Source organism: Enterococcus sp. DIV1283b (genome assembly GCF_051710965.1).
GTDB lineage: Bacteria > Bacillota > Bacilli > Lactobacillales > Enterococcaceae > Enterococcus_B > Enterococcus_B lactis.
The window spans coordinates 186,220-206,138 of sequence record NZ_JBIOLR010000001.1 but is presented as its reverse complement, the minus strand read 5'-3'; the positions used below and the strand labels follow the sequence as shown (position 1 = coordinate 206,138).

At 39.7% G+C, this 19,919-nt stretch carries 17 protein-coding genes; 4 read left to right on the top strand and 13 right to left on the bottom strand.

The features are described from left to right. Positions 1-111: 111 nt before the first annotated feature. The 3 genes from cshA to IGJ53_RS00995 form a co-directional block, all read right to left on the bottom strand. Entirely contained in the window at positions 112-1,623 is a 1,512-nt protein-coding gene (cshA, locus tag IGJ53_RS01005; RefSeq protein ID WP_010731772.1) for a degradosome RNA helicase CshA, read from the bottom strand. A 321-nt stretch (positions 1,624-1,944) separates the two neighbouring features. Continuing rightward, positions 1,945-3,297 carry a UDP-N-acetylmuramoyl-tripeptide--D-alanyl-D-alanine ligase gene (locus IGJ53_RS01000; RefSeq protein WP_010731771.1) on the bottom strand — a complete coding sequence of 451 codons (1,353 nt, stop codon included), beginning with the start codon at positions 3,295-3,297 and terminating at the stop codon, positions 1,945-1,947. Between the two features lie 151 nt (positions 3,298-3,448). Then, entirely contained in the window at positions 3,449-4,525 is a 1,077-nt protein-coding gene (locus IGJ53_RS00995) for a D-alanine--D-alanine ligase (protein WP_438749344.1), read from the bottom strand. 195 nt (positions 4,526-4,720) lie between these two features. On the opposite strand from IGJ53_RS00995, the gene IGJ53_RS00990 reads away from it, so the two are divergent. Then, positions 4,721-6,466, top strand: a complete 1,746-nt coding sequence (locus tag IGJ53_RS00990) for an ABC1 kinase family protein (RefSeq protein WP_010731770.1) — start codon at positions 4,721-4,723, stop codon at positions 6,464-6,466. A 181-nt stretch (positions 6,467-6,647) separates the two neighbouring features. On the opposite strand, the gene IGJ53_RS00985 is transcribed toward IGJ53_RS00990, so the two are convergent. The 7 genes from IGJ53_RS00985 to IGJ53_RS00955 form a co-directional block, all read right to left on the bottom strand. Then, the gene (locus tag IGJ53_RS00985; RefSeq protein ID WP_010731769.1) at positions 6,648-7,115 is read right to left on the bottom strand and encodes a YaiI/YqxD family protein; all 468 of its coding nucleotides are present in this window, start codon (positions 7,113-7,115) and stop codon (positions 6,648-6,650) included. Beyond that, on the bottom strand, positions 7,099-8,472 hold the full coding sequence (locus IGJ53_RS00980; protein WP_259742055.1) for a hypothetical protein: 1,374 nt from the start codon (positions 8,470-8,472) through the stop codon (positions 7,099-7,101). The genes IGJ53_RS00985 and IGJ53_RS00980 overlap by 17 nt, the downstream gene beginning before the upstream one ends. 322 nt (positions 8,473-8,794) lie before the next feature. After that, complete coding sequence (locus tag IGJ53_RS00975; RefSeq protein WP_259742056.1) at positions 8,795-9,289, bottom strand: GNAT family N-acetyltransferase; 495 nt, start codon at positions 9,287-9,289, stop codon at positions 8,795-8,797. A 21-nt stretch (positions 9,290-9,310) separates the two neighbouring features. Then, positions 9,311-9,913, bottom strand: a complete 603-nt coding sequence (locus IGJ53_RS00970) for a TVP38/TMEM64 family protein (protein WP_002293431.1) — start codon at positions 9,911-9,913, stop codon at positions 9,311-9,313. A gap of 462 nt (positions 9,914-10,375) precedes the next feature. After that, entirely contained in the window at positions 10,376-11,005 is a 630-nt protein-coding gene (gene udk, locus IGJ53_RS00965; protein ID WP_002289751.1) for a uridine kinase, read from the bottom strand. Positions 11,006-11,088: 83 nt separating this feature from the next. Continuing rightward, positions 11,089-11,784: a YjjG family noncanonical pyrimidine nucleotidase gene (locus IGJ53_RS00960; protein WP_259742057.1), complete on the bottom strand. Its 696-nt coding sequence runs from the start codon at positions 11,782-11,784 to the stop codon at positions 11,089-11,091. A gap of 12 nt (positions 11,785-11,796) precedes the next feature. Beyond that, a complete protein-coding gene (locus IGJ53_RS00955; RefSeq protein ID WP_259742058.1) occupies positions 11,797-12,513 on the bottom strand; it encodes a 16S rRNA pseudouridine(516) synthase in 717 nt (238 codons plus the stop codon). 328 nt (positions 12,514-12,841) lie between these two features. Here IGJ53_RS00955 and IGJ53_RS00950 point away from each other — a divergent pair, with 328 nt between their 5' ends. The 3 genes from IGJ53_RS00950 (at position 12,842) to IGJ53_RS00940 (ending at position 15,651) form a co-directional block, all read left to right on the top strand. Beyond that, positions 12,842-13,450: a 50S ribosomal protein L25/general stress protein Ctc gene (locus IGJ53_RS00950; protein WP_002374201.1), complete on the top strand. Its 609-nt coding sequence runs from the start codon at positions 12,842-12,844 to the stop codon at positions 13,448-13,450. 325 nt (positions 13,451-13,775) lie between these two features. Further along, positions 13,776-14,099: a DUF960 domain-containing protein gene (locus IGJ53_RS00945; protein WP_010731764.1), complete on the top strand. Its 324-nt coding sequence runs from the start codon at positions 13,776-13,778 to the stop codon at positions 14,097-14,099. 181 nt (positions 14,100-14,280) lie between these two features. After that, positions 14,281-15,651 carry an MATE family efflux transporter gene (locus IGJ53_RS00940; RefSeq protein WP_259742059.1) on the top strand — a complete coding sequence of 457 codons (1,371 nt, stop codon included), beginning with the start codon at positions 14,281-14,283 and terminating at the stop codon, positions 15,649-15,651. A gap of 128 nt (positions 15,652-15,779) precedes the next feature. Here the strand turns inward: IGJ53_RS00940 and IGJ53_RS00935 are convergent, their stop codons facing one another. The 3 genes from IGJ53_RS00935 to IGJ53_RS00925 all read right to left on the bottom strand — a co-directional run bounded on the left by IGJ53_RS00935 (position 15,780) and on the right by IGJ53_RS00925 (position 19,710). Then, entirely contained in the window at positions 15,780-17,081 is a 1,302-nt protein-coding gene (locus tag IGJ53_RS00935) for a hemolysin family protein (RefSeq protein WP_086327846.1), read from the bottom strand. Between the two features lie 227 nt (positions 17,082-17,308). Next, positions 17,309-19,300: a KUP/HAK/KT family potassium transporter gene (locus IGJ53_RS00930; protein WP_002315557.1), complete on the bottom strand. Its 1,992-nt coding sequence runs from the start codon at positions 19,298-19,300 to the stop codon at positions 17,309-17,311. Positions 19,301-19,443: 143 nt separating this feature from the next. Then, a complete protein-coding gene (locus tag IGJ53_RS00925; RefSeq protein WP_086327845.1) occupies positions 19,444-19,710 on the bottom strand; it encodes a GlsB/YeaQ/YmgE family stress response membrane protein in 267 nt (88 codons plus the stop codon). Between the last annotated feature and the right edge of the window lie 209 nt (positions 19,711-19,919).

Here is a 19,919-nt window from a genome sequence, read left to right as displayed (position 1 = left end):
TAAATTTAGAACACTCTCATTCTACCAAATTATAACCATTTTGCCACAAATAAGTCCACAAATAACAAAAATGAAAGTTTCTCTTAAAACAGAGAAACTTTCATTTTAGGTTTAATCGTTATTTGAACGGATCACAAATCCGCGTTTTTTATCATTGTGACGTTTACCGCCATCTTTTTGGCTGTTATTGTTTTTGCTATAACCGCCTTTTGATTTGTTTCCACGATAATTCCCACCGTCACGACGGTTACGGTTGTTTCCGCCGCCACGTTTGCCATTTTTGTTGTATCCTTTTTTCTGCATTGGCAATGGACGTTCTGGTGTGATCTTCACTGGTACTGCATCAGATGGATCTTTTGCTGTCGTTTTCAGCAGTAATGCAACCAAATCTTGTGCAGAATATTCTTCTAATAATTTATCTGCTGTTTGCAGATATTTATCTAGACCGTTTTCTGCAAGTTTTGTTTCGATTTGTTCAACTGCAGCACCTAATTGACCTTTGAATGCTTCTTTTTCGGTTGGCGGACGTAAAGTCGTCATCCGTTTTTTCGTCAAGTTTTCGATTACATGCAAGTAGTCCATTTCATTTGGTGTAACGAAAGTCACAGACATACCGCCTTTTCCGGCACGGCCTGTACGTCCGATACGGTGAACGTAGCTTTCTGGATCTTGAGGGATATCATAGTTGTACACATGAGTGACACCTGAGATATCTAATCCACGTGCGGCAACGTCTGTCGCTACAAGGATATCTAAATGACCGCTCTTGAATGAACGCAATACGCTCATCCGTTTTTGTTGAGACAAATCACCATGGATTCCTTCTGCGCGATAACCGCGTGCTTCTAATCCGCGTGCCAATTCGTCTACACGGCGTTTTGTACGTCCGAAGACGATTGTTAGTTCTGGTGTTTGAACATCAAACAAGCGAGTCATGATATCGAATTTTTCGTATTCTTTTGCGCGGACATAGTATTGATCGATCAAGTCAGCTGTCATTTCTTTCGCTTTGATCTTCACATGATGTGGACTTTTCATGAATTTAACGCCGATGTTCTTGATGGCTGGCGGCATTGTTGCTGAGAAAAGTAATGTTTGTCTTTGATCAGGAACTTGGGAAATAATTTTTTCGATATCTTCCAAGAAGCCCATATTCAACATTTCATCTGCTTCATCCAAGACTAATGTTTGAACAGTTCCAAGTTTCAATGTGTGGCGGTTGATGTGGTCAAGCATACGTCCTGGTGTACCCACAACGATATGTGGACGATCTTTCAAGCCACGGATCTGACGGCCAATATCTGCTCCACCGTAGACGGCTTGCACACGCACTTTTTTGTCGCGCCCTAAACGATATAGCTCTTCTTGTGTTTGGATAGCTAATTCACGTGTTGGTGCGATAACCAGTCCTTGTAACTCATGACGATCTGGATCGATTTTTTCTAACATTGGCAAGCCAAATGCAGCAGTTTTCCCTGTACCTGTCTGTGCTTGTCCAATAACGTCTTCTCCAGCTAATGCTAGCGGGATCGTTTCTCCTTGGATAGGTGTTGCTTCTTCAAAACCAGCGCGTTCGACTGATTTCAACAATTCTGGTGATAATTCTAGTTCTTTAAATTTCAAATGAATCCTCCTATATGGTTGTTAACTGAGGATGTAGCTTTTTTGCTACCCCGTCGATTTGTTCGGTCAAAGTGTATTGTTTCTTTTTGACAGTGGCCACGCACGTTTTTACCCATTCTTAGCCCCTGTGGCACCACCGAAAAATCACTTTGCGAAGTTTAGGCATTAGAAAAGCCAAACGGGTCGCGTTCAGCTTTATCATGATTATGACATCTGGTTTCGACAAGTTGCTTCCATGGCAAAACCAGTCCAATTTCTCTTCATCTTTCGGCAATAGGTTATTCTAACATAGTTTTTCATTTTCTGCAAGTTTACAGATTTTTATTTCATTTGCTGAAGCTGTTCTACTACTTCGAATAAGCCCATGCTGTTGCTGCCTTTCAGCATAATGCTGTCTGTTGATTCAAGATTTTGTTTGACAGCCTCAATCAATTTATTCTTTTCTTTTTCAAAATAGAACACAGGTAGTTGCGGATATTTTTGATTCAAGTCTTCTTTTAATGCATGCATTTGTTCCCCGTACAAGAAAATCATGGCAAATTTCTCAGGATCGATATGTTCACTCATTTGCGCATGCATGCTTAAAGAATCTTTCCCTAATTCCAGCATATCTGCTAACACAGCGATTCTGCGTCCTTTTGTTGGCAGATTTTTAAAAGTATCTAATACCAGTCCCATGGCTGTTGGATTTGCATTGTAGACATCGCTCAAAATAGCTGCACCATTTCCTGCCGTTAGCCATTCAGTTCTGTTTTGAGTGATAGAAACATGAGCGAGTCCTTGGCGTATCTCAGGTATGGACAGTCCAAAGAAGCGCCCGATCGTATACGCAATCAAAGCATTCGTTACATTATAACTTCCAGGCAGCGGGATCGTAAATGTTTCTCCTTCTACTACAAAATCGGTTTGTGCTTTTCCTTCTGCTGTCACTTCCGCATGAACATCGCCATTTCCAATACCGAATGTTGTGACTGTTTGTACTAATGTTGCCGTTAAAGGTGTCAGCAACGGTTCATCTGCGGGCACAACGAGTAATCCGTCTGGTACAAGTCCGTCAGTGATTTCCATTTTGGCTTTAGCGATTCCTTCTCGCGACCCAAGATTTTCTATGTGTGCTTCACCGATCATTGTGATTGCTGCAGCTTTTGGTTGAGCCATAAGTGAAAGTTCCGTGATTTCATTGGCGTGATCCATGCCCATTTCCAAAACAATCTTTTCTGTATCTTGGGGCATGTGCAAAATCGTGTAAGGAAGACCAATATTATTGTTGTAATTTCCTTGCGTCTTATATGTTTTGTATTTTTCAGACAAGACAGACGCGGTTAGATCTTTCGTGGTGGTTTTACCATTGCTTCCTGTAATTGCAACGACTTCTGCGCCTACTTTTTCCAAGTAATAGGTTGCCAATTGCTGCATGGCTTTCAAAGGATCTGCTACAGGGATAACTGGAAAATCTTTTGGAGCTTGTTCAACAGGCAAGCTCCAAAATGAAGCAGATGCTCCGTTTGTGATCGCTTGCTGGATAAATTCATGTCCATCTCTCGTACCAGCAAGAGGAACGAATAAACTTCCTTCGGTTATCTTCCGGCTGTCAAATTCGACATTGGTAATCTTTGTCAGTGCAGAGCATTCGCTGCCCACGGCTTGTGCAATTTCTTGTATTGTTAGATTCATTGAGATCTCTCCTAAAAAGGTTGTGAAAAAAGCGTTTGGCCTAAACGGCGGGTTCGCATGACTCTCACTTCCAAGTAAATTTCTCTATTCGTATTTAGAAGCTAGAATGAACGCGGCTACGCAATCACTCCAGCTTCTTCTTTATTTCTCTTTATTCATTTTTTTCAAAAAAAGATTGACGCTGATGGTATCGATTCATTCCTAATTGAATCAGTTCTTCAATCAAATCACCGTATTTCAAGCCCATGTTTTCCCATAAGAGTGGGTACATACTGAACTCCGTAAATCCTGGCATAGAGTTTAATTCGTTCAGGAATAATTCATTTTTATTTGTCAAAAAGAAATCACATCGGCTCAATCCGCTTCCACCTAACATCGTGTAAGCTAACTTCGCGTACTCTTGCGCTTTTTGATAAACTTCTTCCGGCACTTCGGCTGGAATCTGCATTTCGATTTTATTATTGATATATTTGGCTTCGTAATCATAGAATGCTACGTCTTTTACGACTTCGCCAGGCAAAGTCGTCCGAACATCTTCATTTCCTAATACAGCAACTTCGATTTCGCGCGCTTCAATTCCTTGTTCAACGATTGCTCGAGAATCATACTGATAGGCTGTTGCTAAAGCATTTTGCAATTCTTCGCGGTTTTCTGCTTTTGTAATGCCGACACTAGAACCCATATTCGCCGGTTTGACAAACATCGGATAAAGCAAAGAACCTTCACATTGATCAAATACTTTCTTAGGATTTTCTTTCCATTGATTCTTAAGTACTGGTACATAAGGAACTTGTGGCACACCAGCAGCTTGTAAAATATATTTGGTCATGATTTTATCCATGGCACATGCACTGGTCAATACGCCTGCGCCGACATAAGGCATATTCAATGTCTCTAAGAAGCCTTGGATCGTTCCATCTTCCCCTTTTGGCCCATGTAAAACTGGAAAAACGATGGCTCCTTCTTCTTTGATTTCGCCCGGATTGATCACTTTTCCTGTAAAGCCTTCCTCTGTCTGTCCACTTGGGTCCCATGAAAGATGCAAGACATCTTTGCTGGCAGGTTTTTCTGTTAGTAATGGACCTTTGACCCATTGTCCTTCTTTTGTAATAAATACGAGTTGAACTTGGTAATAATTATAATAAATGGCATTTAAAACTGAAAATGCGGAAAGAATGGACACTTCATGCTCTGCGCTGCGTCCGCCATATAGTAAAGTAATCTTCAAAAGATTGTCCTCCTGTATTCTAAATCGTTCAGTGATTTACTCTCATATTTTAGCACAAAACAAAAATAAACGAATAACTTATTTATAAAAAAACGAGTTGGTTCCTAAAAGAACAAACGTCATTTATTTTTTGTCAGCTAGATTATTTGTCCCGCTTTTTATAAAAAGTTATGATAAAGGAAAGGAGGGATGATGATGGCGCAAACAAATCCACGCAGCCGCTTGGCAGAAATCATTCGAGTGTTCATCAATTACAATGTAGTGCCAAACTTTGTACAGCAAAAAAATCCCGAACAGGTAAAAAAAGCCTTTGAAGAATTAGGCCCCACCTTCATCAAGATAGGACAGATGCTTTCTGTTCGAGAGGACTTGCTTTCCTCTGCCTTCACTCAGACATTCAAAACATTACAAGACAGTGTACCTAGCGACACATTTTCAACGGTCAAAAAGACGATTGAAACGGAACTTTCTCTTTCAGTATCAGATATATTCGATGATTTTTCCAAATCGCCTTTTGCCTCCGCTTCTATGGGACAGGCTCACCGTGCCAAGCTGAAAAGCGGTGACGCGGTAGTTGTTAAGATCCAACACCCTAACATTGCCGAAGAGATCCGCCTTGATCTTCAACTATTTGAGCGTGCGATCCCTTTGATCAAATACATTCCTGAAACTAGCGTAGTTGATCTAAAAGGGGTACTCCAAGAAGTAAAACGTTCCTTGATCAATGAAATGGACTTCTTAAAAGAAAGTCAAAATGGCGAACAATTCTATCAAAAGAACAATGGCTGGAAAGAGATCCGCAGCCCCAAAATTTATGACGCTTTTTGTTCGAAAAAAGTGATCGTGATGGAAGAAATGTCTGGTAAAAACTTGAATCATTTAATGAATGCCGAAAACGGAACAGAAACTTTTATCACCGGTATTCAAAACAAGCAGCTGAAACAAGAAGTTGCAAAGCTTTTAGTTGAGAACTTTATGAAACAGGTGTTTGATGATGGTTTTTTCCATGCTGATCCTCATCCGGGGAATTTGTTGTTCCATGTGCTAACAAAAGAAGAACAGACACGAGCTCGCCGAACAGCTGAAACAGTTCATGAAAAAGAATTCGGTCCCTTTGCTTTTCGAGCCTCTACTTCTACAGAAGACCCTGTTGCGCCATATACGGTCAACTACATTGATTTTGGCATGATGGGGCATCTTTCTGCAGGTCTTAGGCAAAAGCTCACACAAGCCGTTTTAGCGCTGTATACGAAAGATGCTTATCGAATCGAAAAAGCGGTCCTTCGACTTTGTCAGCAGGAAGGCTTATTTGATGAAAGTCGGTTTCACCAAGAACTGACAAGTTTTCTTGAACAATATTATGATTCCCCTATTGATGAAATCAACTTGCAAGAAGTATTCGCACAAGTCGTGATGATCTGTCATCAAAATAATCTGCAGTTCGACCGTGATATCACGCTTTTGCTGAAAGCATTCGGGACATTAGAAGGGGTGATCCGTGTCCTTGACCCTGAAGTTTCCCTCATGGAAGTTGCTTCGCCTTTTGCCCAACATTACTTTCTCACCCATCTGGATGTAGAAGATACATTGAAACAAAGTGGGTTAGATCTATTAGAAGGAATGAAGGCTGCGCCTAAGATTCCACAACAGCTCCATCATCTATTAGAAATGTGGACTTCGGGACAAGGAAAAGTCAATTTGGAATTAAAAAAGCAAGACAAATTATTGAGCAGGATCGAAAGTATGATCAATCGGCTTGTTTTCGGTATGATTTTAGCTGCATTGATCGTAGGATCTTCCCTGCTTGTCCAAGCTGCACCTGTAGAAAACGCAGAGGTCGTTTCCTTATTAGGGATATTTACGTATGCTATTGCCGCATTTGTCATTATTTTTTTAGCAATTGATGCATTGATCCAAATGTATAAGAAAAGGAAAAAGTAGAAAAAAGTTGGGAGACAGCTGTTCTGTCTTAAGCAATAAGAACGACCAAATAAAAATAGCTCCTCCTATTTTACCGTTTTTTGAGCGAGTACCGAAGAACAACAAAAAAGGAACAAGGAATCCATTTATCCTGTTTCCCTGTTCCTTTTTGGTGTATTCGCGCACAAGTAAACTACCTTCGTTACCTACTATCTTCTGCACTTGGTAAACCTTGGTCAATTGCCTTTTTCAACGCTTGACGAAAAGCCGTATGATCTTTCTCCGTAAAGGGTTTTGGACCCTTTGTCCTTATACCAGCTTTTCTTAATTTCCCACTATGGTAACGTTGTTCGAGAAGTGTGCCGATATTCGCTTCGTCAAATTCTTTTCCAGAGTGATGGAACACTCGCACACCCTTCGGCAATACAAGTGAAGCTAAACCATAATCTTGCGTGATCAAAAAGTCATTCTTCTTAACCATACCGACGATTTTATAATCTGCACTATCAGCTCCACGGTCTACATAGACGATTTGGACATGATTAGCGTATTCTTTGGTCGTATAATGATCTACACTGGTTACGATCATCACGTCGAGACCATAGGATTCTCCTAACTTTATGACATCTTCTTTTACTGGAGAACCATCTCCATCAATGAATAGCCTCATTCTTTTTCGCCTTCTTCCATAAATGATATACAGTCACCAATCCGCTCATTAAGAGACCGACATTGATCCATTTGGCTAAAATAAGCAGTTGCGTACTTGCTGTCGGCACTGCTCCATGGTTCAGCATAATCAGTAGTAGATGGATTGGCTCTCCCATTTCTTTTGCTAAAATAAACAAAAGCGTCATCAATAAAAACTGGTGGATCACACTTCCTTTATTTTGAGTAGTGTACTTGGCAATAATCCGACGATCCATAGGAATAGCTACATCTGTTTGATAGTATTCCTTATTTAGCCAACTGCCTGTTACTACGTGCCAGAAACTAAGCAGAAAGACACCTATCGCAAAACCATTCGGAATCAAGAGGACCAGCAAAGAAGAACTCAGTCCAAGCAATTGCGTAGCCAATGGAGACCATGATAAATGTTTCAAAACCAATGGTCCGACTATTTTTGCTGCAATCAACCCGGCAGCATAAGGAAAATACATATAAAACGGAAGTTTCTCTAATCCGTACAGTATGCCAACATAAAAACTGCTAAACAAAAAAAGAAAATTCCCTAGCATTCCATTTAGAAAAGTAAACAGATTCAGCCAACTTGGCAACTTCCATTCCTTCTTCTGGTGGCCTAAGACGAACACGAACACAATGAACAACACCAAGAAACCATAAACAGCAAGATCAAAAAGCCTTTCATCGAATAACAATCGGGCATTTCTCAAAAGAAACAATAAGCCAAAGAACACCAAAAATAAAACAAGCTCCCGCGTAGCCACTAAATTTGTTTTAATATCTTTGAAATCCAGTTCATAACGCGGATAATGACTGACCGTATGGTAGGCCATGACGTAAAAAAGTGTATAAATCGTAAAGCTTGCTGCAATCTGAGTCGGTGCAGGCAGTCCGATTGCTTGATACAGGAGAAATAGCCAGATAGCTGCAAATAAGTACTTTTTCCCATCCATATTGATAAAGCCTTGCGTCTTCTCATGGAAATTGACCGTGATATTAGCAGGTACAAGCCATGCTGCACTCAGCCCTAGAAGAACACTTGAAAAATAAAACAAAGGAAAATAAAATACGCCTAGTATTCCAAGCAATGATCCAGTACCACCAATCAGCAGAGCGATCATCAGCAAAGTGTAACTATCTAGACCAAATCGTAGACTATTGACTAAAAACAGCCCAGTCATCCGAAAGGCATAAAACAGCGTAAATGGCAAAATCGTCAGCCAATTATGCGAATCTGTTATTCCCAAAAATAAAAGATAAGGAATCAAAATAACCGTATTGCTTAAGATAAAGGGCGTTGTTTGCGTAAAATTGCGCCCAAATCGTTTGAGTTTTTCGAACATGACAATGGCTCCCTTAAACAGTCTTATAACTAATCTGCTCTTCGATTTTAGCATTAAAGGGGAAATAAACCAATTTTACAGAATATATTCTTGTAAAAAAAAATGCAGAAAGAAGCATAAGCTTCTTTCCGCATTTTTACGGTACTTGATTACTCAAGCAGACAAGCCCTTCTCCACAAAAGTCTTGCCCGACACCCCTGCATCCGGCAGGTGATAAAGATAGAAATCAATTATCCTGTGCCTCCAAAATCAATTAGGAGCTCTGTAAACCAGAGTCCTTCTCGACCCGTCGCATGAAGTTACTTTAACACAGTTCCTAAGATTATGCGAGAGCTTTTTTCATTTTATAATCGACCATTTGAAATCCTTGACCGATATCTGAAACAAGTTCTTCTGTAATCTCAAACCCTTCATGCTTATAAACCTCGATTGCTTGATGATTTCCCTGGTTCACTCGTAAAAAAATCTCTTTTTCCTTTGTTTGCGCAGCAAGTTCTTCATACCAGCGAAAAACCGAAGAAGTCAATCCTTGGCCACGGGCTTTATTCAGCAAATATAATTTACTTAAATAGATTTTACCTTTTATCTCTTCATAAGCAGTGTAACCAACAGTCTTCCCTTCACTTTTTAATAAAAAATAAGAAACACCTTCACCTTCTGCCAGTTCTTTTTGGATCTGCTTTTTTGACTGATAAGTTTTCAGCATATAATCGACTTGCTTTTGACCAATAATTGGTACAAAAGCTTCCGGCCATACTTCTTGAATGACTGCCATCAGCTCATCCAGTTCATTTTCTGTTACTTTTATTTTTTCCATACACCCACGTCCTTTTTTACATTATAAATGACCTTGCGCTTGATGGAATAAAAAGAGCATGATCATACTGTACACACCTACCGACCACGGCTTCAAGAAAATCACGATCTGCATAAACTCTCTAAAAGATAATTTCGTCAAACCAGCTACTAGACAGATCAAGTCGTCTGGCGCAAAGGGAAGCAGCAAGGTAACGACTAATACTTTTTTGATATCTTTCGTTTTTCTTGTCAGCAATTCATCAAATTTTTGATACTTTTTTGGCGATAAAATAAGCTGGACAAAGGCTACGCCATAGTAACGGACAAGCAGAAATCCGATTGCTTCTCCAATCACTAGACCAATACAACTATATAAAAGCCCAAATCCATTGCCAAACATCAGCATGCCAGCTACCGAAGAGATCCCTCCCGGCAAAATAGGAATGATCACTTGGATCACTTGCAGCAGAACAAATACTATCACTGCATACTTGCCGAATTCCTGGATAAACGCTTGCAAAGACGTGCTTGAACGAAAAATCCCATGATGATAAGCATAGAGAATCAACACAAAGAAAAACAACAGACCGATGATTGGCATGATCTGAAGACATTTTTGTAAAACTGATGCTTTTTTAGACATCTTTCTTCCTCATATCTTTTTTCATTTGCTAAAACTGCCTCCTTAGGGGGGTGATACAAAAGTAGCTTCTTCGGAAAATTCCTTCTTATTTATTGAAGCTGACTACTTCTGTCACAACCTCTTGTTAAACGGTGTTCAAAAGCTTGCAGCTGCGATAATAAACCCAACCAAACGAAAAACATGAGAAGCTGTTTTGTTTGATTTGTTCTTATTACTGGATGCAGGGCAGCTTTTTCACGACCTCTGATTCACGGTGCTCAATCAGCTGACCTTCGGTATTAGCTCAAAAAACGGTAAAATATAAGTAGCTATTTTTCCGTTTTTTCTCTCTAATACTCAAGTCAAGACGCTGATTTCACAACCTCTTGTTATAAATAAAAAAACAGTTGACTGGTGACTGTTCAAAAAGCAGGATCCTTGCTTTTCAAACGGTCGCAGTCCGTTCAACTGTTTCACTGCGCACTATTTATGGTTTAAGAAACTAGCCACTTTTGTTGTAATCAAATCAATAGCAACGTGGTTTTCTCCGCCTTCTGGAACAATGATATCCGCATAGCGCTTCGTTGGTTCGATAAATTGATGATACATCGGTTTAACAACTGTCAAATATTGCTCGATCACGGAGTCCAATGTGCGTCCCCGTTCTTCCATATCCCGTTTGATACGACGAATAATACGAATATCATCGTCTGTATCTACGTATACCTTGATATCCATCAAGTCACGCAGACGTTCATCTTCTAAGATCAGGATTCCTTCTAGAATGATCACTTCTTTTGGTTCCTGAATGATCGTTGCCTGACTTCTTGTATGCGCTACATAGTCATATACGGGTTTTTCAATGGCTTTATAGTTCAGTAAGTCGCCTACATGCTGAATCAGCAGATCATTATCAAAGGCAAAAGGGTGATCGTAATTTGTGTTCAATCGTTCTTCAAAACTCAAATGGCTCTGATCCTTATAATAAGAATCTTGTTCAAGCATCATGATGGAATGGTCCGGGAAGTTGTTGAAAATCGCACGGCTGACACTTGTCTTTCCGCTTCCTGACCCACCCGTCACACCAATGATAATTGGCTTGCTTTTTGTCATTGACTAAAACCTCTTTCGTATCCGTTTTTTCATTCTAATCTATTATAGCGAAAAAACACGAAAATGCTATATTTTTCTGAAAATTAATCCTTTTCAATTTCCAATAATGAGTAAAGTTCTTCTAAAGAATCGATTCGATAAGTGGGTTGGATCTCTTCGATTTCCGGCAATTTGTTTTTATTGAACCAAATCGTATCGATCCCTGCCATGTTCCCTCCTTTGATATCAGAAGTCAGTGAATCACCAATGATCACAGTCTGCTTTTTATCAAGATCAGGAATATGGGAAAATACATGATCAAAAAATTCTTTCATCGGCTTTTGCGCTCCGACAGCTTCTGAGACAAATATATCCTTAAAATAATCAAGCATTCCTGCATCTGTTAAACGCTGATATTGCGTGTGCGACACACCGTTCGTTACAATATAAAGTTCGGCGTGAGGATGGACCTTTTTCAGAAGTTCTAGACTCCCCGGAACAAGATCATGTCCTTGGTTCAAGTAGTGACGATAGCGTTTCTCCATTTGGCGACTATCTACTGTTTTCCCAAATTGCTGGAAGAGTAATCCAAAACGACTGCCTGTTACTTCTTCTCGTGATAGTCTGCCCTTTTCAAATTCCTGCCATAAATGATGATTCAAAGCCTTATAGCTCGTTTTGATTTCTGGTGTCAACGTGATTCCTTGCTCTGCGAACAAAGCACTTAAAGCATTTGCCTCAGTTTGTTGAAAGTCTAGCAATGTATCGTCAACATCAAACAACAAAGTGTTATATCTCATCTTTTTGATCTCCTATTTAAAATAAATACTTAACTTTTTCATCTCTGCTAGCGTCAACGATCGGTACTCGCCTACTGCCAACTGTTCATCTAATTCCAATGGTCCCATGCTTAACCGCTTCAATGCGATCACTTTCTTTCCTTGGGCTAAAAACATCTTTTTGACTTGATGGAATTTCCCCTCTTGGATCGTCAATAAAACAGTACTTTGGTGCTTGTCTGCTTTGAGTATTTTTAGATTAGCCGGCTGGCACTGGTACCCATCAGCGAATACGATTCCTTTTTCAAATGCTGCTACGTCTGCTGATGTCACCCTTTCGTTCACCACTGCTTGATAAGTCTTTGAGACCTTTTTTTCAGGAAGGAGCATTTCATATCCCAATTGGCCATTCGAAGTAATCAGCAATAGTCCTGTTGTATCTCTATCCAGTCTTCCCACCGGATAGAGCGGCTGAAAACGATCGGCACTTGCAATCAGATCGATTACTGTCGTCTTTTCTGGATCTGACACAGCAGTCACAGCTTTTTTAGGCTTGTTGAGAAGATAGTAGGACTCATTTGTTTCTAAATGTTCACCTGCTACTTCAATCCGATGCAGCAAACTGTCTACATTTCGATTTTGTCTAAATTCGATTGTGCCATCGATCATCACTTGCTTCAAAGCAAACAGCCGCTTCATTTCCTTACGTGTCGTTTCTAATTTTTCTTCTATTAATTTATCTAAGCGCATACCGTTTCCTTTCTTATTACTAATAAGAATTATACCTTGAATATGTTTGCTTGCAAATAAATCATCAGCGTTATTCCTTGACTTAACCAGTAGTTCGCGTTACGGTTAAAGAGTAAAGTGAATTGGATTTCTCATACACAGCGTAATGACCTGGTGGAGAAAAGTTGAATCCTGACTTTCTAAGGGGAGATGCGCACATCTCTCCTTTTGCGTTTTTTTAAGCGCCCTGCCTTCGATGATGTGCACGAGATTAGCCTTTAGAATTCACTTAAATAAAATCTGTCCGTTACCAAAGCAGACAGTCACATTTTAAGGAGGAATTTTGGTTATGTCAGTATCATTAGAAGTAAGTAAAAGAGAAGTACGTCCCCGTTCATTAAGAAATAAACTTCGTCACGAAGGGAAAGTTCCAGCTGTTGTTTATGGGTATAAAGTAGAAAGTACCCCTATCTCATTCGATGGTTTGACACTAAGCAAATTGTTGCGTGAACATGGAGCGAACACAGTTATCACGATGGACATTGACGGACAAAAAGTCAATACATTGGTTCATAAGATCCAAACGAACACTTTTACTAATCATTTCGAACATGCAGAATTTCTATCTGTCAACATGTCGGAAGAAACAGAAGTCGAAACAGAAGTCGTTCTTGTTGGCGAATCAGTTGGTGCTAAATCGGGTGGAGTGTTAGCTCAAAACTTGTATACAGTAGTCGTATCTGCTACACCAGACAAATTGCCTGAACGAATTGAAGTCGACGTGACAAACTTGGAATTAGGCGATTCTATTACAGTAGCCGATCTTCCAAAAAATGACGATTACAAGTTCGTGACCGACAGTGAAGAACAAATTGCTGCTGTAGTCGCTCAAAGTGAAGAAGAAGAAAGCACAGGTGAAGGCGGCGAACCAGAAGTAATCGGTTCAAAAGAAGAATAATACTGAAACAAACAGGTGGTGTTAGAAGCGGCGGGTCAGCAGCTTTTAACACGCCTTTTTTATTTCTAATCGTTTATTTTCATATGGGGCTTCCACTTTTGTAAATAGCTTTGCAAAAGAAAAATGCTGATTTACCAAGCTTTCCCTCGCATACTTTTATCGTACCTTTATAAAAATTTATACTTTGAAAAAAAGTATTCAATTATTGTTGCATTTTTCCTGATTCTTTATTAGAATGAACCCTCGTTAAAGTAAGTATTTCTAGTTTATCCTATGATTGATTATAAAAATAAAAACATTCGTTGATTCGAAGGAGGTTAACCAGATGTTTGAAAGTTTTGATAGCAGCCGCAACCGTTACGCTTCAGTTGGTGTAGTATCAAGTTTGCCAGATGAATTGATTGACAGTATATGGTTTATTATTGACCTAGATCTTAAGGGAGTCATTCCATTAGAAAATATATTAACCTTTGATTTGTTTGAAAATCGTGGAAAAGTGACGATGCATTTTTCTCAAGCAGGAAGCAATGTGGAAATGGATATTGATTTGCCGTTTGCCTATTCGAACCAATTTCCTGCTCAAGTATACGCCTATGATGACGGTACGAGAGAAACGATCCTTTTACCAAGTGAGATCAGACAATATTAAGGTGATAGATAAACGTGGATGTCCCTTATTTTACAGACCAGGCCAAGTTGTTGATTCTTTGACTCAATTCTTGGCTTCTTTTTATGGAATTTCATCAATTATCATTGATTTCTAATTGGTATTCTCAGGATAAACGCTATATACTACTAACTAAATTTTAAAGATATAAGGAGTTTAAAAGATGCGCGATTTAACAAAAGGAAGCCCCGCTAAACTGATTTTGCTGTTCACTGTTCCTTTACTGATCGGAAACGTTTTTCAGCAGTTTTATAATATGATCGATATGATCATCGTGGGTCAGACACTAGGTAAAAATGCGCTGGCAGCGGTTGGTGCAACTGGAAGCCTGACATTTTTGATCATTGGTTTTGCCCAAGGGTTAACAGCTGGTTTAGCCATTATTACTGCACAACGTTACGGTGCAAAAGATTATCGGGGTCTGAAGAAAAGTTTTGCTGCTAGTGTTGTTATTAGTCTTGTCGTCACTGTGATTTTAACTATCCTGAGTCTCCTGTTTATTCGTCCGATGCTTCAGTTGATGCAAACTCCTCCTGAAATAATTGATCAAGCACAAACGTTTATTTCAATTATTTTGTTAGGAATCTTTGCATCCGTCAGTTTCAATTTGCTTTCTAATGTCATTCGCGCACTTGGTGACAGCCGCACACCATTATTCTTTCTGATCATTGCGGTCATCATCAATGTCGTACTTGATTTGATTTTTATTATCTATTTTGGTATGGGTGTGGAAGGTGCAGCTATTGCTACCGTAATCGCACAAGTTTCTTCTAGCGTACTGTGTCTTGTGTATATCAAGAAAAAGATGCCTTTGTTACAGTTACGCAAAAAAGATTTCAATTTTGATAAGGAAGAGATTCGTGTACATCTAAATGCAGCTTTGCCAATGGCGTTCCAGTCTTCAATCATCGCTGTCGGTGCTATCGTATTACAAGCGGCACTAAATAGCTTAGGGACAGATGTTGTGGCTGCTCAAGCCGCTGCTGGTCGTATTGATCAATTTGCCAATCAACCAATGATGTCATTTGGTATCGCAATGGCGACTTTCACTGCACAAAACTATGGTGCAAAAGAATATGGCCGAATCTTGCAAGGTGTACGACAAACTTTATTGATGAGTGTCGGATTTAGTCTTTTAGCAGGTGCTATCGTCATTTTCTTTGGACATTTCTTTGTTCAACTGTTTGTTAGTCCATCAGAAACACGTGTATTTGAATTAGCACAAACCTACTTCAATATCAATGGGTCTCTTTACTGGATCTTAGCAGTCCTGTTCATTTTACGCTACACGCTTCAAGGTCTTGGACAAAGCAAGATTCCTACGATCGCCGGTATGATGGAATTACTTATGCGTTCTTTTGCAGCTATCGTTCTTACAGGAATGTGGGGGTATCCAGGAGCCGCAGCAGCTTCTCCTCTAGCTTGGATCGGCTCTGTTGCTGTGTTGCTTTACTCTTATATGCGTTCGATGAAACAATTGAAACACATGGGTGAAGAGGAGCATTTCACGTTAGAACATGCCGAAGCAAGGTAACCTTGATTAAAAGAAATCGTTGCGGCTAAAAATGAAAACTTTTATTGAAAATATCTTCTTCGTTTACCGAAAACAGGTTTTTTAGATAACAAAAAGGCTGTGACAAAAAATGTCACAGCCTTTTTTCTTTATTCTGTTTCTCTTTCCATGGTCTCTACTTTGAAATAATCGATATGTGCATGCTGGTATTCTAATACCGTGAAACGGAATGAGGCAATCTCAATGATCGTTCCTGCGTTTATTTCTTTATATCGGCTAGAAGCAAATCCCGCAAGTGTAGTAAAATTCGTTTCTTCAAACTCTGGAATCTCTACATGAAAATAACGTTGAAAATCATCTAATGTTAGTTTGCCGGAGATGATATAAGAGCCATCTGACTGTTCCGCTATCAATGCTTCGTCCAAATCTGTCTCATCCCGGATTTCCCCGACGATTTCTTCTAAAATATCTTCAATCGTCACTAAGCCGCTTGTCCCCCCATATTCATCTTTTAAGATAGCAATATGTTTTCCTTTTTTTCGCATGATCGTCAATAATTTTTTTATAGGGATCGTTTCAGTTGTTACGATTGGCTCTTCAATCAAGTGTTCTACTGTCAGTTGGTCATCTTTATAAGATTGCTTGATCAAATCTGGTAAGGTAACATAACCTAGAACATTATCTTTGGATTCTAAAATCACTGGATAGCGAGTATGTCCTTGCTCTATCGAAGCTTTTATCGCTTCTTTTACTGTTTCTGAAGCTTCGAATACTTGCATAGAGGTACGGTCTACTTGTATATCTTTTGCCAAGGTATCATCAAATTCAAACACGTTTTCCAAATAATGATATTCTTCTTTGGTTAACTCTCCTTTTTCATAAGAATTCAATGCGACTAATGTCAGCTCTTCTTGAGACAAGGTTTCTTCTCCTTCAGATACGAGGCGCACACCTAAAAGCTTTCCTAGACCCGCTGCCGAATGATTCAATACCCAAATAAAAGGAAACATTACTTTATAAAAATAATGAAGCGGTTTGACTACGAACAAGACGACCTTCTCCGTATTGACGATACTATAGCTCTTAGGAAGCAGTTCGCCAATAACCACATCGATATACGTAACTAAAATAAATCCTAGCGCCACAGAGATTGTACTGCTGATAGCCGAACTGAAAGGTAGTTTACCGATCACTGGTTCCAGTAGAGCCGCGACAGAGCCTTCACCGACCCACCCGATGATCAAACCGGTTAGCGTAATTCCTAATTGACTAGCTGATAAATAGTTATCTAAATGGTGTGTAACATGAAGAGCTAGCTTGGCGTTCTTCACGTTTTCCTTTTCTAGTTGTTCCAATTTTGATCGTCTGATTTTCACTAAAGCAAATTCACTTGCTACAAAAAATGAAGTAATTGCGATCATCAAAAATAAAATAATGAAATTGATAACCATATTCTCCCGCCTTTCTCATTTTCTATTGTACCCTTTTTCTACAAAAAGATTGAAAATAATGCGTATTTATATTAGGAGTAAAAAAAGAGATGTGGCTGAAAAATGCCACATCTCTTTCTTACTCAAAAGCATTGCATTACTTGTTGCTAAACAGCTTTTTCATGATCTCTGATATACGGTGTTCAAGTAGCTAACCTTCGGCATTAGTTCTGGTCAAAACGCTGCTTTCACAACCGCTCTTTCAACCATGTTTTCCGAGTATTTCCAATGATAAGCGGAACAGTTTCATGTTTTACTTCACTGTACTCTAGCCCAAACCATGTTTCTGGCGAGGTAGCGATTTTTTTGATTGCCAGTTTTGCCTGCATGATTTGACGCTGCCATTTTCCTAGAGTTGTCACATTGGAGACTACTTCATCAATCAGGACAAATTGGAAATCGCCAACTTCCCGTCCTGGTGTCAGAGAGTATCTTTGTGGCTGTTTTGGCAAACGGCCTTGTTTCATCAAATCATGGATGACTTGGCGAACATATACGTTGATTTCCTGTTGGACCCTGAAACCTAAGAACAGATTCACTTGGACAATAAAGTCGGTGCCCATCATATCTACTTGGTATTCTTTCGTATATGGCTCATCCGTCACTTCCACATGAACAAACCAATAGACTCGTGCTCTTTTAGGTCGCTTATCTAAAATCGAATAGATGAACTGTCGTCCCACTTTATCTTCAGCCATATCAGGAACCAGGAAGACCACATTCGTCTGATAGATTGGTAAAGAAGTATCATCACGTAATTCTTTAAGCTGTGGGATATAATCCCTCAAAGACACATCCTCTGTTGACGATTCGCGGATGATGTTTCCTTGTTCCCAAATGAACATCACAACTAAGATGATCAAACCAATCAGAACGGCTACAAAACCGCCACGGAAGAATTTGACGACACTTGAGATAAAGAAAACGACTTCTATTGCACCAAAGAAAAAGGTAACTAAATATGCAAACCAACGAGAATGCCCATTTTGGATAAGATAAAAGTAAAGCAGTGCCGTCGTCATCAACATGGTCACCGTGATCGACAGACCATAAGCAGCTTCCATATGATGGGAAGTTCGGAATGTGACGACCACTAGAGAACAGGCGATCCATAGAATCAGATTGACTGCTGGGATATACATTTGCCCGATACTGTTCCCAGGATACATGATCTTTAATCGAGGCAGCAGTTTCAACTTGATGGCTTCCGAAACCAGCGTAAACGAGCCTGTAATCAATGCTTGCGAAGCAATCACCGCAGCAACTGTTGCAAAAGCAACACCAATCACGATCCAACTTTGAGGCATCATTTGGAAGAATGGATTCAGGTTCTTGATTTGCTGTGCTTCAGGGTTTTGATAAACATTCAATAACCATGCAGCCTGCCCAAAATAATTGATGACCAAACAAATTTTGACGTAAGGCCAGCTCAAACGAATATTTCGTTTGCCGACATGTCCAAGATCGGAATAAAGCGCCTCTGCACCTGTCGTAGCCAAGAAAATATTTCCAAGAATGAACAAGCCTAATTTGTTATCTGCACTAAAAAGCAGCTGGATTGCGTAATAAGGGTTCAATGCACGGATAACTGTCCAATCCTGGCTAAAATTCAGCAACCCCATTACTCCTAAAAAAGTAAACCAAGCGAACATGATTGGTCCGAATGCTTTTCCGACAATATCTGTCCCAAAGCGTTGGACCATGAATAAGACAAAAATAATAACTAAAGTGATAATGACGATCACGTTCTGGTTATTACCGAACCGGTCAAAAAACTGCGGAATTCCCCGCAATCCTTCAATCGCAGTCGTTACCGTCACAGCAGGGGTCAATACCCCATCTGCTAGTAAGGCAGCTCCTCCGATCATTGCAGGAATGATCAAATATTTCCCACCTTTTCGGACAAGTGTGTAGAGTGAGAAAATCCCACCTTCCCCATGGTTATCTGCATTCAGTGCAATCACGACATATTTGATCGTTGTCAGTAGAGTCAATGTCCAAAAAATCAATGAGACTGATCCGATAACAAAATCAGGATTGATTCCTGTCAATCCGCCATTATCTTCAACAATTGATTTCATCACGTAAAGCGGACTTGTCCCGATGTCTCCGTAGACGACTCCCATCGCTACAAGCAAGCCAGCCATTGATATCTTTTTGGTATTGTGCGTTGTTGCCACGTTTTCCCCTCATTTCTTGTTATATGGATATCCTTTAGGTAAGCTTGAATGATAGACGATATTCTTATCCATGACACCCGCTTTCCTAAATTGCTTCTAATTATCCAAGTAACACACTGAAGTGTCAACTTATTTGAATAAAATTATTCTTTCTTTGGTCGTTCCCTGATACGTCTTGCCACAAATGAATAAAGAGCAAGGCAAAAAATTGCACCCAATAATGCTGGGATCAAATAAAAACCGCCAAGTTCCGGTCCAAGCGGTCCTAGTAAAAATTCGCCAAGCCAGCTACCTAAAAAGCCGATAATGATATTTCCAGATACACCACCTGGGACTTCCTTTTCCAAAATGGCACCAGCTATCAAACCTAACACACCGCCGATAAACAACGACCATAAAAAGTTCAGCATAGCCTTCCCCTCCTTCGTCCCTTTATCTCACTTTTATTTTACGCTTTATTTAGAAGGACTCCAAAAATATGCACCAAGAAACTTCTGTGAAAAAAGAGGTTGTGACAGAAGTGGTCAGCTTCAAGAAATAAGAAGGAATTTACGAAAATTGCTTCTTAAATTTTTGTGAAATTTCGGCTTATTTCCGTAGAAGCTACTTCTGGAACACC